Genomic DNA, 13,539 nt, shown 5'->3' with positions numbered 1-13,539 from the left:
TGCCTCACCAGTTCGCGTCAGGGGATGCCAGGGTGAGCAGGCCGCACCCGTATGCCTTGGCCTTGCCGATCCCCTGGATGAGGGCGCGGCGTAGCAGTTCGGCGTCGGTGACCTCGAGGCGGCCGTCGAAGGTGACGGCGACCAGGCTGACGTGCGGCTTGCGGGCGGCCGGGGGGCTTGCACTGCGGGATTTGTCGAAGGCCAGGGCGCGTTTGTCGCGGACGGCCAGTTCGTACCGGTCGCCGTGGTGGGGCTGCTTGGAGTGGGTGGTGCCACTTGGCAGCAGGCGTCGGTCTTCCGGTTTTTCCAGCACGCGGAAGCCGCCTTGCTCCTGGCGTTGGAGGAGCCAGCCCATCTGGTGCAGTGGGGTGATGTGCGCGGTGCGCTTGGTCGGTTCCCCGTCTTTGCGGCGGATGTGGTGGACGGGGTTGGCGGTGAGCCGGAACGCCCATCGTGTCCCGGGGGCCAGACGGTCGAGGAACGGACCGTAGGGCCGACTCTGCCAGCCGGGTTCGGCCGGGTCGGCAGCGGCCGCGGCGGGCCAGCCGGCCTGCTCGACGAGATGGGTCAGGTCGGGCCGGTCGGGGCTGACGACGTACAGCATGACCTCGGCCCGTGCGGTGTGGTCCAGGCGCCACAGCACGCGCGGGGCATCCTGCGGGGGTGCGGCGGTGGGCAGCAGCGTGGGGAAGGCCGACATGACGGCCGCGTGCATGGCCTGCGGTGAGGCGAGGAGGCGGCGGGATCCGGGGCGCGCGGTGTTCACGCGGAAGCGGGTGAGGAACATCAGACGCTCTCTTCCTCCAGGGCGTCGAACGGGTCGTGCCGCGGCAGTTGCCGGGCGGACGGGTTCGGGATGGTCACGTGGTCGCTGACGATGGCGCGCAGGGCGTGGCGGCGGTGTGCGGCGGCGAAGCTGAGGGGCTGGTCGCGCCGGGTGTCGGCGGCGTGCCGCTCGTCCTCATCCGCCTCACGCAGCACGGTGAGTTCGACCTGGGCCCGGTCGCGGTACTGCCTGCGGTACCAGGGCGATGCCTGCCAGGGCACCTCGCGCAGTACCTGCTGAAGACCCCCTTCGTCGTGGAGACCGAGCTCGACGGGCAGAGCGGGCGGGCAGGAACGGCGGCCGAGGAACGGCGCGTACACCGGTGTACGCAGCGCCGCGTACAGGCCGGCTAGGAGTGGGCGATCGCCTTCGAGGGCGGCGACGAACACAGCGTCCGCGAGATAGAAGCGCTCAGACAACGGCATGGATATGCCGGTGAAGCCGTGGTGGGCGGTATGGAAGTCCCTTAGCCGGGTGCCTGGTTGGTCGATTCGGACGCCGAACCTCAAGGCGGCCAGGGGTGCCAGTTCGGCGTCGTCGCCGCGTTCGACGCCGGCTGCGGCGGCGAGCATGCCGATGACGCCGCTCTTGGTGGGTGCGGACTCGGTGGTGCGGCGGGTGAACCGGGCCGAGACCCCCCAGGACTGCAGGGGGCCTGCGAGCCGGAGGGTGAGCACGCTCATGCGGGCTTCTCCAGGCGCTCGGCGACGGCCTGCCCAACGGCGGTGACGAGTTCGCCGATGTTCTGCGTCTCGTTGCCGAGTCCGGCGAGCTGGTGGGTGTTGGGGCCGACGCGCAGCACCCAGGTGAGCGTGGAGTCCTCGTCACCGTAGGCGCGTTCGATGTCGGGGACGTACTCGGCCAGGCGCTCGGACGCCTCTCGTACGTGGCCTCCGCTCTGCCCGCGCACCGGCTCCTCGAAGGCCGCGACGAAGCTGACGGGCCGGGTGCTGCGAAGCTTGACGATCACGGCGTCGGGCAGCGTGTGGTGGCCGAACGTGTTGATCTTTCCGGTGGGCAGGGAGGCGACGAAGCCGTGGACGAACGCCTCGACGGCCCGGCGCACCGGGGTGGTGAGGGGTTCGTCCTCGCGCAGCCCCTGGCCGAGGTTTTCGGCGAGTTGGTGGACGCCGAGGGCCGCATAGCGGTACAGGGTCGCGGAGTTGAAGTCGACGGTGCCGATCATGCCGGCTCCGGTCTCCTCGTCGGTGTTCTGGTCATCGACGGCGGTGTAGTAGTCGGACTCGTTCTCGACGCGGTGGACGCTGATGGCGTGGGCGACCTGGACGGCGGCGTCGACGTTGATGTCCGCGGCGTCGGCGACCATGCGGCCGAAGAGTGCGATGTCGACGGAGTGGCGGGTGTCGGCGATCTCCCTGGCCCGGTCCTTGTTCTTCTTGTCCTTCAGGAAGGCCGTGATGTCGGGGGCGCCGTCGACGGCGAGCCGGGCCAGGCCGTCCAGTTGTCGAGCGCTGAGGAACACCAGGTACTTCGTCTCAGGCGCCGGGTCCGGCTCCCCGTCCTTGGCGGCGGTGGCCTTGCGCTTGGGGACCTCGGTCTTCAGGCCGGTCGCCTTGACGGTCTCGTCCGCGAGCCGCAGTGCTGCCTCCTGGGTGAGGGAGGGGTCGAGGCCGGTGATCCGGTCGGCGAGCACGTCCACGATCTTCTTGGTCCGTACACCGAGCTCGCTCGCCTCCAGCAGGTTCTCACTGGCGAAGTAGGTACGGGTGGCCCGCTTCCACGCCTGGCTGGAGACGCGGGCCCGCGGCACGCCTCCGTACACGGCGGTCTTCGGCGCGCCGGTGTCGTCGCGGTTGAGGTTGCTGGGCGGGACGGTCTGCAGGGCGTGCACGTCGAGGAAGATGCGGTTCACGAGGCGTCCTTGTCGGTGTCCGTGGTGCTGGCGGCCGGGGGTTGGGGGGGTGGTCTGCTCTGCGTCGGGGGTGCCCGCGTGCCAGGCGTGGAAGGAGCGGCCCCATTCCCGGCGGACGGTGTCCGTTCCGCCGGGTCGCTGCCAGGTGTAGAGCTGCCCGGCGAGCAGTGCGTAGTCGAGCGGTACGTCCTCGCGGCGCAGCAAAACGACGAGGTCGCGCAGCCGCTGGGCGAGGGTGGTCAGGTCCGAGGCGGTGCCGGCGCGCACGAGGCGTTTGCGCAGGGGTTCGTCGATCTCGCCGGGCTTCATCATCCGGCGTACGGCGGCCCCCAGCCCGCGCCTGCTGCCCGGCCGGTCGGCCTGGTGCATGCCGGCGCCGCGGGACTGCTGGTGCAGCGCCCACAGGGTGAGCGCGACGTGCAGGGCGTCCTCGGCGCGGACCAGTTCGCTCTCGCTCATGGGTCGGGCGCCGGCCGGAGTGTCGTGCAGAGGGCCCGTGTCGACAAGGCTCCACAGGTCGGGCACCTGTCCGGCCTCGCGGCCGGCGCCGCGCCGGAGCCGGGCGAGGGCCGCGACCGCCTGGGGACGGTCGGCGAGGTAGCCCTGCTGCAGGGCGCCGATCTGGCTGCGGGCAAGCCGGGCGACCCGCTCTCGCGGGGTATCAGGTGCGGTAACGGTCGTCATACGAGCGCCTTTTCGGTCGAGGTGGTCTCAGATGCCGGCTTTCCGTCCGGCGACGGTTCGGCACCGCCGGTATGGCCGAGGCCCCTTGCGAGGGCGGCGTGGAACCATCTGCCGGCCAGGTCGGAGTTGAGCCACTCCGTGCCGCCGCGCTTGAGATCCACGGTCCTGCCCTGCCAGGCCACCTCCCCCGCCGCGGCCATGAGTCGGTCGCCGAGCCGGCTGACGATCTCGTACACCTGCCGCTGCCAGTCGGTGCGCCGCTCGAACGGGTCGTCGGCCTCGGCCAGGTGCGCGAGCCAGCTGCGGTACGGGGCCTCGAGAAGTCCGTAGCCGAGGTCCCGTGCGGTGGAGCGGGGTCCTTCGGTCTCGACGTCGGCGGCGCGGGCCAGGTTCGTGGCGAGGTCTCCGAGGGCGTTGACCGCCTGGTCGGCGTCGGCGACGGCGTCGATGGCCTGCTGGGCGTAGTGCCGGTCCTGCTGGTGGAGGAGAACGGCAGCCATCGAGACGTGGTCGTCGACCACTTCGTCGATCACGGACTGCTGTGTGCCGTACGTGGCGCCGACGATGCGGGGGCGGATGAGGAATCCGCGCTCCAGCTCCCCTTCGGTCACCAGGCGGGCCACCCACTCCAGGATTCCCGGCCGCAGGTAGGCCGCGGCCTCCGCCCCCTGGGTCTTCTCCGTCCGGTCGGCTACCAACGAGGCGATCCCGCGCCATGCGGAGCGCTCGGGGTCGTGTTCCCGGGGCATGTAGACCGGGGTCTTACGGAGCTTCTTCTCCTGGGGCTTGCTACGCCGCCAGGCGGACATCGGCTCGCGGTGCTGCCGGTTGTGCGGGGTGAGCGGATCTCCGTAGCTGAGGACGACGCCGTGCACGCCGGCAGCGTCGAAGTGGAGTCGCAGGCGTCGCGTCTGCCAGGTGTACAGGTCGCGCACGCCGGTGGGGGCACGCTCGGCGCCGCCCGGAGCGCACGGCTCGCGCCGCCAGGCCGGGGCGTCCGTGTCGTCGAACTCCAGGCCGATGGTGTCGGCGGCCACCAGGTTCAGCAGGAGGGTCTGCCGTAGGTCTGCGCCCTCCACGAAGACACCGCCGAGGTTGCCGGCCCAGCCGACGCCGAGCGGATAGACCTTGCCGCCCTTGGCTCGCGGATCCCCCTCCACCCCGGTCTTGATGCCGGAGGTGTCCCAGGCGTGGGTATGTACGACCCAGCGCGCGGCCTCGGCGAACGTGAGCCGGTCGACGGTGGGCATCCTGGCGGTGAAGAACGGCTTTCCGTTGGGTACGTCGGCCACGATCCGGTTGAGGGAGAGCACCTCATCCCTGGCCGTCCGCAGCCCCGCGGTCTGGAAGAACGGCGCGTCGACGTCCAGCAGGTCGAACCGGTCGCGGTGGGCGTCGAGGTACGCACCGACCGGCGCGAAGCAGCCTTCGTCGGCCCACAGTTCCGACCACGCCTCGATGTCAGCGGGCCCGTCCAGGGCATCGTGCGCAACGGCGAGGAGGAGACGCATCAGGGCGAACTCCTGCGTGGGCAGCTCACCGACGATCCGATGCAGCTCGGCCGCCTGCTCGAACACCTCGCGCAGCGACAACTCGCCCTGGCGGCCGTCACGTCGGAGCGCGGGTATCCACGCCCGGGTGGTCAGGTCGAACGACAGCACGTCGCTGCCGCTGCTCTGGCTGCTTTCAGACACGGGTCACCTCAAGGCCGTCGGTCTTGCTGTAGCGGAGAGCGAAGCCCGCCAGGTGGGTCCGGCAGTCCTCGTCGAGTGGCAGGATCAGCTGGCCTGCCAGCCAGTAACTGCTCTTCTCCTGCCAGGCAGGCAGCGACAGTTCCTCCAGTTCGGCGATCGCCCGGTCCATGACCTCGGCGCCGCTGAACTGGATCGGCAGCCGCAGGCCGCAGCTTGCGGCGGTGCGGGCCGCCAGGGTGGTCGGTACCTGGTCGGTGGGGAGGGCCAGCCCGGCGCGGGTGCGGCCTTTGCGGTCCGGCCCGAGCCACGGCACCGTGGCCAAAGTGCCGTCGGCTCGGCGTTGGACCACGATGACCTCAAGGCTTTCGCGGCTGTCACGGACCTGCGCCTGGCCGGCGCGGGTGTCGTCCGCGTCGCCCACTCCGGCCGCGACCCAGCCGAACAGCGGGCGGCCGGGGCGGGCGGCAGCGGCGAGTCGGAACGTCGCGGCCCGTTCGGCCTGATCGGCGCGGTGCTTCTCGTGCCGCAGCCGAGCGTTGTCCATCGCGTCCGCCCAGTTGTGCGGACCGTCTGGCCCGTCGCGGTACGCGCGCTGCACGAGCGGGCTGATGTCCGCCGGCAGCCTTACCGGACACCCCGGGGCGCCTTCGAAGTGGGGAAGCAGGGCCGCGGCTGAACGAAGCAGCGCGTACGCCCCGTACACCGCGACCGAGCCGCGCACGGGCTCCGGCACGCTCGCCGCCCAGTCGACGCCGCTGACCAGGCAGCGCGCCGTGCGCAGTCGCTCGGGCCGCTCGGTCTGCCCCCGGCCGCCGCGCAGGTGGCGGTGCAGGCGTCCCATCCGCTGCAGCAGCAGGTCGACGGGGCACAGGTCGGTGACAAGGAGGTCGAAGTCGATGTCGAGGGACTGCTCGGCCACCTGGCTGGCGACGACGATATGCGCCCTTCTCGGCCGATCCTCGGTCTTGCCCGGCGGCCCGAAGCGCTGGAGCAGGTCGGCATCCTTGGCGGCACGGTCGACATCGATGAAGCAGGAATGGGCGACCGTCACGTTCGCATCCCCGAACCTCCGCCGCAGCACGCCCGCCGTTTCCACCACGCGGCGCACGGTGTTGCGAACGACCAGGACGCAGCCGCCGCCCGCGAGTTCCTCCTCCAGCCGATCGGCAAGGACGTCCAGATCGTCCTCGATCCGCTCCAGCTCGACGTCCACACCGCGGCCGGATGCCACCGGCTGCCGCATCACCGGTGACCCGCCGGGCGTAACCGCCGTCAGCAGCGGATAGTCGTCTGCCTGGGCGACGGCGTCGAAAGCAGCTGCCGTCGCATCGATCACCTTGCCCGCGTACGCCTCGACCAGCTCCCTGCGCCGGCCCGCAGGCAGTGTCGCGGAGAGCACCACCACCGGCACCCGGTAGGCACCCAGCCAGGACAGCACCCGGTCCAGGTAGACGCTCATGTACGTGTCGTAGGCGTGCGCTTCGTCGATCACGACGACCTTGCCGGCGACCGCCAGGTGACGCAGTGCCAGGTGGCGGCTCTTGAGCCCGGCGAAGAGCAGCTGGTCCACCGTCCCGGCCACGAACGACGACAGCATGGCCTTCTTCCGCCCGCGCAGCCAGGCGTGTGCCACCAACTCGGCGGCAGCAGAACGGCTGCGGCTGGAGGGGCGCCACTCCCGTTGCTTCTGTGGAGCGTCCAACTCCACTGCGGCGACCTGATGTTTCGGGTCCATCAGACCAGTGAAGTCGTCGTTGAGTGCAGCCTTCGAATGAGCGAGGAGCACCGAGTAGCGGCTGCCCCGCGGTGCGGGCAACCGGTCGAGCCAGTCCAGCAGGCGGGGGAACATCGCGTTGCCGGTGGCCATCGTCGGTAACGCGAAGAACACCCCGCCCGCTCCGGACCGGGCGGCGAGGATCTCGGCAGCTGCGAGCGCAGCCTCTGTCTTGCCCTCACCCATCGGCCCCTCGATCACCATCAGCCCTGGCGAGTCCATCGTCCGGGCCAGTTCAAAGGCTGCCTCCTGCAGCGGCCGGACCTTCGCCCCCGACGGCAATCCGAAACGGGAGGCGAACAACTCGTGCACGTCGCCCACCGGATTCTCCGGACACCACGGTCCAGGCAGGTTCAGCCCTCGCCAGGCGGCAGCGATGCGCTCCTCACTGGTGCGAGGCACATCCTGGGGGAAGTAGGGGAACAGGTCGGGGTTGCTGGCAATCCAGTCGGAGACGATGACCAGCGCGCTGAGCAGCACCTGTACCGGCTGCGGCAGTTTCACCGTCCGCCACGCGTCGAAGCGCCCCCGTACGCCGAACTCCGCCGCGCACGCCTCGAGTAACTCCTCCTGCACCCGCCGCCACAGCGTCCGGCTCCTGCCGGGCGTCCGCAATAACTCCAGGTGGCTGTCAAGTGCGTTGATCTGACCGTGTTCGGGGGGCACCCCGTGGTGGCCGCCCACCACCACCGTGAACTGACCCGTCTGCCTGGCCGTCCAGTCGTGCCGCTCCTCCAGCCACTCCCCCAGCAGCACCTGCCCGGCCAGCCCGTGTCGTGCGAGCAGACGGTCCCGGCCCATCGCCTGCTGCGAGCGCATCTCCAGACCGTGGTCGCGCATGTGCTGCGCCAACTGCTCGACCTGGCAGGCGAACGCCGGCGTCGCCTTTCCGATGTCGTGCACTCCCGCCAGCCACACCGCCAGTCGGCGCGCGTCGGCCTCTCCGCCGGGCAGCACTTCGGCAATCAACTGCCGTACGGCTCGGGGAAGCCACTCGTCCCACAGCCGCCCGGCGACAGCCGCGCTGTCCTCCATGTGCCGCCACAGCGGCAGCCACCCATCAGAATCCCGGTCGTGCTTGGCCCATACGGTCAACACCGGTCCGTCAAGCCGAGCCCGCAGCCCCGTGTAGGCGTCCCCCGCTCGTGTCATGCCATGTGAATACCACGGGAGAGTATGACGAGAGGGTGAAAATAGAGCAATCCCTGCCGATCAGTGCACTCGATGCTGTATGGCATGGCGGCGCGAGAGGCGTACGACCATCGCAGGGGACGACCGGCCCGGTTGCCACCGTCCACCAACCCCCCGCAGCGGTCTTCCCCCTATGGCCCTCGGCGGGCGACCATGAGGGCACCTGACGGGACAACTGCCGCGATGTTCGGGGGTCTTGCGTGAGAGTGGGGCTGCTCAGCCGGGAGTATCCGCCGGATGTCTACGGGGGCGCCGGGGTGCATGTCGAGTTCCTGGCGCGGGAGTTGCGGCGGCTGGTCGGGGTCGAGGTGCATGCCTGGGGTGGCGGGACGCCTGCGCCGGCGCAGGACGGGGTGGAGCGGCACGCCGCCTGGCCGCTGCTGGACGGGGTCAACGACGCGTTGCGCACCTTCTCCGTGGACCTGTCGATGGCCGCCGCCGTGGGCGGTTGCGAGCTGGTCCACTCGCACACCTGGTACGCCAATCTGGCCGGGCACCTCGCCAAGCTGCTGTACGGCATACCGCACGTGATGACGGCCCACTCCCTGGAGCCGCTGCGTCCGTGGAAGGCGGAGCAACTCGGCGGCGGCTACGCCCTGTCGAGCTGGGCGGAGCGCACCGCGATCGAGGCCGCCGACGCGGTGGTCGCCGTCTCCGGGGCGATGCGCGAGGACATCCTGCGCTGCTATCCGGCGCTGGACCCCGCGCGGGTGCGGGTGGTGCACAACGGCATCGACACCGCCCTGTACCGCCCCGACCCCGGCCTGGACGCCGTACGCCGGGCCGGGCTGGACCCGCAGCGCCCCTACGTGGTCTACGTCGGCCGTATCACCCGGCAGAAGGGCGTCCCCCATCTGCTGCGCGCCGCCCGGCACGTGGCCCCCGACGCGCAGCTGCTGCTGTGCGCCGGCGCCCCCGACACCCCGGAGATCGACGCGGAGTTCCGCGCGCTCTTCGAGGAACTGCGGGCGCTGCGCGACGGGGTGGTGTGGCTGCCGCAGATGCTGCCGCGCCCCGAGGTGGTGCAACTGCTCACCCACGCGCGGGCGTTCGTCTGCCCCTCGGTGTACGAGCCACTCGGCATCGTCAACCTGGAGGCGCTGGCCTGCGGTACGGCGGTGGTGGCCTCCGCGGTGGGCGGCATCCCGGAGGTGGTGGACGACGGCGTCACCGGCCTGCTGGTGCCGTACGAGGCAAGCAGGCCCGAGGAGTTCGAGCGCGGGCTGGCGGCGGCGCTCGACGCGCTGCTCGCCGATCCGGAGCGGGCGCGGCGGATGGGTGCGGCCGGACGGGAGCGCACGGTGCGGGAGTTCGGCTGGGACGCGGTGGCGCGGCGCACCGCCGCGGTGTACGAGCAGCTACAACACACCTCTTAGAGGGGGCAAGTCATGCGCGGTGGACCTTCGGTACTGGGAATCGTCCTGGCGGGCGGCGAGGGCAAGCGGCTGATGCCGCTGACGACGGACCGGGCGAAACCGGCGGTGACCTTCGGCGGCACGTACCGGCTGGTCGACTTCGTGCTCTCCAACCTCGTCAACGGCGACATCATGCGCGTCTGCGTGCTGACGCAGTACAAGTCGCACTCGCTGGACCGGCACGTCACGACGACCTGGCGGATGTCGAGCCTGCTGGGCAACTACGTCACGCCCGTGCCCGCCCAGCAGCGGCTGGGTCCGCGCTGGTACCTGGGCAGCGCGGACGCCATCTTGCAGTCGCTCAACCTGGTGCAGGACGAACAGCCCGACTACATCGCGGTGTTCGGCGCCGACCACGTCTACCGCATGGATCCGCGGCAGATGCTGGAGCAGCACATCGACGGCGGCGCGGGCGTCACGGTGGCGGGCATCCGCGTGCCGCGCTCGGAGGCGTCGTCCTTCGGGGTGATCACCCCGGGCGGGGACGGGTTGCAGGTGGACGGCTTCCTGGAGAAGCCGACCGACCCGCCGGGGCTGCCGGGCGACCCGGAGCACGTCTTCGCCTCGATGGGCAACTACCTCTTCACCACCAAGACCCTCATCGACGCCCTGCAACTGGACGCCGAGGAGCCGGACTCGGTGCACGACATGGGCGGCTCGATCCTGCCGATGCTCACCGCGCGCGGGCAGGCGCAGCTCTACGACTTCGACGGCAACCGGGTGCCCGGTGAGACGGCCCGCGACCACGGCTACTGGCGGGACGTGGGCACGCTGGACTCGTACTACGAGGCGCACATGGACCTGATCTCCGACCAGCCGGCCTTCAACCTCGACAACCGCCAGTGGCCCATCTACACCCACTCCGGGCAGCTGCCCCCGGCGAAGTTCTGCGCGGGCGGCATCGCGAGCGAGTCGATCGTCAGCCCCGGCTGCGTGATCCGCGGGCAGGTCACGCGCTCGGTGCTCTCCCCCGGCGTGGTGGTCGAGGAGGGCGCCGTGGTGCAGGGCGCGGTGCTCCACGACAACGTGCGCGTGGGGCGCGGCGCGGTGGTGCGCGGGGCGGTGCTGGACAAGAACGCGGAGGTCCCGGCGGGCGCGACGATCGGCGTCAACCGCGAGCGCGACCGTGAGCTGTACACCGTCTCGGAGGGCGGCGTGATCGCCCTGGGCAAGGGGCGGCGGGTGGTCTAGAGCGTGTCTGAAACCCCCGTACCGGCGCAACGGCGTTCAGTGCGTGCTCTGGGCGTCGGGGCAGGGCCCAGGGTGGTGGTGCCGGGGGTGGCGCGGTGGCCCAGGCCGGTGCGGTACGTGGTCAGGGCGGCGTCGATGCGGCCGGTGCGGCGCAGCAGGTCGCCCAGCAGCCGGCACAGGTCGGCGAGGTCGCCGGCCGCGCCGGCGGTCTCCAGTAGGGAGAGCGCGGCGACGTAGTGCTCCTCGGCGCGGTCGTCGCGGCCCTCGGCCTCGGCGATCAGGCCGAGGAGGCGGTGCGCGCCCGCCGCGTGCACGGTGCCGAAGCCGGCGCGGGCGGGGTCGAGCAGTCCGCGCAGCAGCAGGGCCGCCTCGGCGCTCTCGCCGCGGCGGCGCAGTACGTCGGCCAGCTCCACCTCGACCTGGGCGGCGAAGAGCACCGCGCCCTTGGCGGCGAGCATGTCGCGGGCGGTGCGCAACTCGCCTTCGGCGCCCTGGAGTTCGTCGCGCTGGGCGAGGACGTAGCCGCGCATCCAGTGGCAGTGGGCCAGGTCGGTGCGGATGCCCAGTTCCTCGAACAGCTCCGAGGCCCTGGCCAGCGAGACGTCGGCCGCCGCGAAGCGCCCCTCCGCGAGGAGGATGCGGGCCACGGAGCGGTGCATGGCGGCGATGGCGGCGCGGTCGGTGGCGAGGGGCTCCAGGGCGAGGGCGCGCTCGGCGGCCTGGGCGGCGCGGGCGTGGGCGCCGAGGTCCATCAGGGGGGCGATGGCCGCGGTGTTGAGGATGAGGAGGGCGTCGGGGTCGGTGCAGCCGGCGGAGACGAGGCGGTGCAGCTCGGTCTCGACGAGATAGCAGGCGTAGCGCAGCTCGCCCAGGAGGAGGTGGGCCACGACCCGGCCGCGCACCGCGCGGGCCAGCTGGACGGCCGGCGCGTCCGCGAGCAGCCGCTCGGCGGCCTCGAAATGCTCGCGCGCCTGCTCCAACTCCCCGTTCTCCAGGCCGCAGTCGCCCAGCCCCAGCAGCGCGGTCGCCTCCTCCTGGGCCAGTCCCTGCCCGCGGGCCTCGGCCAGCAGGGCGCCGTAGCTCTCGGCGGCGACCGCCGGGTCGCCGACGGCGAGGGTCTGCCGGGCTTCGGTGAGCCGGGTGCGCAGCTCGGTGTCCATGGGTCCGCTCCCTCCCCCACGCCCTCGCCCCGAAGCGGCGTACCCGGCCCCCCGGCCGGCGACACGCGTAGATATGCCTGCTTACCATGCGGGCCGAGCCTTCCGCCAGACCCGGGCCGCCCGGGTACGCTCCGCTGCGTGCCCCCGCTGACCACGCGGACCCTGCGGTACGCCGCCCGCGACCTGCTGGCGGAGACCTCCGCCCTCATCGACCCTCATCGGCTCAGTCGCCCTGTCGATCACGGCGGAGGTGCCGGAGCTGGTCGGGGACGCGCGTACCGGCGAGCGCTCACCCCTCGGCCGCCACGGGCGCTGCGGCCGGTTTGCCGAGACCCGTGGCGGCGATGTCCGGGCTGTAGCCGGGTGGCGGTCAGGGAGTGGTGGGCTCCTCGGTCGGGGCGGGCGTCGGGTCGGTGGGGGGCTCCGTGGTCGGGTCCACGACGGGATCCGCGGTCGGGTCCGTGGTGGGCTCCGGTGCGGGGGTCGGGTCCGTGGTGGGGTCGGTCGTGGGGTCCGTGGTCGGGTCTGGGGTGGGAGCCGGGGCGGGGTCCGTAGGTGTCGGGTCTACCGTGCCCGGGTCGGTGGGAGTCGGGTCAACCGTCCCCGGATCCGTAGGTGTCGGATCGACCGTCCCCGGGTCGGTGGGAGACGGGTCCACCGTGCCCGGGTCCGTCGGAGACGGGGACGGTGGCTGAGTTGTCAGTGGCGGCGTCGTCGGCAGCGGCGAGTGCGGATCCCGGGGGGCCGGGTTCCCCGTGGGCGGCGGCGGAGAGATGACGATGCCGCCCGGGCCCGTCGTGCCCGGGTCCGCGGCGCCGTCGCCGTCGTAGTCGCCGGTCTGCTGGCTGGCGGGGTTGCCCGCGCCGGGAGACCTGGGGATCGTGCCCGCGCCGTCGGGGACCGGGTGGACGCCCGTGCGGTAGAAGGACAGCCAGCTGCGTACCGTCGCGAGATAGCTCTCCGAGTGGTTGTACGACAGGACCGCCGCCCGCACGCCCCCCTCCAGGGAGAGGTCGCGCTTGCCCGCGCAGAGGTAGTCGCCCGCCGAAAGCGCCGCGTCGAAGACGTTGTTGGGGTTGGCGACCCCGTCGCCGTTGCCGTCGGCCCCCCAGCGCTTCCAGGTGGAGGGGATGAACTGCATGGGGCCCACGGCCCGGTCGTAGCGCAGGTCGCCGTCCCAGCGGCCGGCGTCGGTGTCGGTGATCCGCGCGAAGCCGTCGCCGTTGAGTACGGGGCCGAGGATCGTGCCGCGCGTCGTGCCGTAGAGGTCGACCGCGCCGCCGCGCGCGTGGCCGGACTCCACCTTGCCTATCGCGGCCAGGAGTTGCCAGGGCAGCCGGCAGGAGGGGTCGGTGCGCGCGAGCGTGCCGGCGGCCTGGTGGTAGGACGCCAGCAGGGTGCGCGGTATGCCCGACTGCTCGGCCAGCACCTGGTCGGCGGCGGAGGGGCGCTCGCTCGTCGCGGGCTGGACCAGCGGCGGCAGTTCGGTGTGGTACTGCCCGTCGGTGGAGGTGAGGGGTGGAAGTGCCTGCGTGCCCGGCGACTGGGGGACGGCGCCGGACGGGTGCGAATGGGCGGCCGGCAGCAGCCCCGGCGCCTGCGAGGCGCTCAGGGCGAACAGTGCGAGGGCGCACACCGCCGTGCCCTGAGCACCTTTGCGTGCCCTGCGAAACAAGGTCATGAACCTTCCTCCCGTGAACCGGTGCCGTGGCCTGGCACCGGAGGTGCGGC

At 72.0% G+C, this 13,539-nt stretch carries 8 protein-coding genes and 2 pseudogenes; 2 read left to right on the top strand and 8 right to left on the bottom strand.

Annotated features, from left to right (window positions below):
- Positions 1-4 precede the first annotated feature (4 nt).
- The 6 genes and pseudogenes from cas6e to cas3 all read right to left on the bottom strand — a co-directional run bounded on the left by cas6e (position 5) and on the right by cas3 (position 7,949).
- Positions 5-787, bottom strand: coding sequence for a type I-E CRISPR-associated protein Cas6/Cse3/CasE (gene cas6e / locus ACFQLX_RS05990; protein WP_386412778.1), 783 nt, complete (start codon positions 785-787; stop codon positions 5-7).
- A complete protein-coding gene (gene cas5e, locus ACFQLX_RS05985; RefSeq protein WP_386412775.1) occupies positions 787-1,509 on the bottom strand; it encodes a type I-E CRISPR-associated protein Cas5/CasD in 723 nt (240 codons plus the stop codon). The genes cas6e and cas5e overlap by 1 nt, the downstream gene beginning before the upstream one ends.
- Entirely contained in the window at positions 1,506-2,699 is a 1,194-nt protein-coding gene (cas7e, locus tag ACFQLX_RS05980; RefSeq protein ID WP_386412873.1) for a type I-E CRISPR-associated protein Cas7/Cse4/CasC, read from the bottom strand. The genes cas5e and cas7e overlap by 4 nt, the downstream gene beginning before the upstream one ends.
- Positions 2,700-2,843: 144 nt before the next feature.
- A pseudogene (casB, locus tag ACFQLX_RS05975) lies at positions 2,844-3,383 on the bottom strand (type I-E CRISPR-associated protein Cse2/CasB); the annotation flags it as partial.
- Complete coding sequence (gene casA, locus ACFQLX_RS05970) at positions 3,380-5,077, bottom strand: type I-E CRISPR-associated protein Cse1/CasA (RefSeq protein WP_386412772.1); 1,698 nt, start codon at positions 5,075-5,077, stop codon at positions 3,380-3,382. The gene casA and the pseudogene casB, both read right to left, overlap by 4 nt.
- The gene (gene cas3, locus ACFQLX_RS05965) at positions 5,070-7,949 is read right to left on the bottom strand and encodes a CRISPR-associated helicase Cas3' (RefSeq protein WP_465270544.1); all 2,880 of its coding nucleotides are present in this window, start codon (positions 7,947-7,949) and stop codon (positions 5,070-5,072) included. Before cas3 ends, casA begins: the two co-directional genes overlap by 8 nt.
- A 299-nt stretch (positions 7,950-8,248) precedes the next feature.
- On the opposite strand from cas3, the gene glgA reads away from it, so the two are divergent.
- Positions 8,249-9,418, top strand: coding sequence for a glycogen synthase (gene glgA / locus ACFQLX_RS05960; RefSeq protein WP_386412868.1), 1,170 nt, complete (start codon positions 8,249-8,251; stop codon positions 9,416-9,418).
- A gap of 12 nt (positions 9,419-9,430) precedes the next feature.
- Entirely contained in the window at positions 9,431-10,648 is a 1,218-nt protein-coding gene (gene glgC / locus ACFQLX_RS05955) for a glucose-1-phosphate adenylyltransferase (RefSeq protein ID WP_386412770.1), read from the top strand.
- On the opposite strand, the pseudogene ACFQLX_RS05950 reads toward glgC, so the two are convergent.
- Both ACFQLX_RS05950 and ACFQLX_RS05945 read right to left on the bottom strand, forming a co-directional pair.
- Positions 10,645-11,871 (bottom strand): annotated as a pseudogene (locus ACFQLX_RS05950) (tetratricopeptide repeat protein); the annotation flags it as partial. The gene glgC and the pseudogene ACFQLX_RS05950 overlap by 4 nt on opposite strands.
- A 307-nt stretch (positions 11,872-12,178) precedes the next feature.
- Entirely contained in the window at positions 12,179-13,489 is a 1,311-nt protein-coding gene (locus tag ACFQLX_RS05945) for a lytic transglycosylase domain-containing protein (protein ID WP_386412767.1), read from the bottom strand.
- Between the last annotated feature and the right edge of the window lie 50 nt (positions 13,490-13,539).

The organism is Streptomyces polyrhachis (genome assembly GCF_042663125.1).
In the GTDB taxonomy this organism is placed as follows: Bacteria; Actinomycetota; Actinomycetes; order Streptomycetales; family Streptomycetaceae; genus Streptomyces; species Streptomyces polyrhachii.
This window is presented reverse-complemented; position numbering and strand designations above follow the sequence as displayed.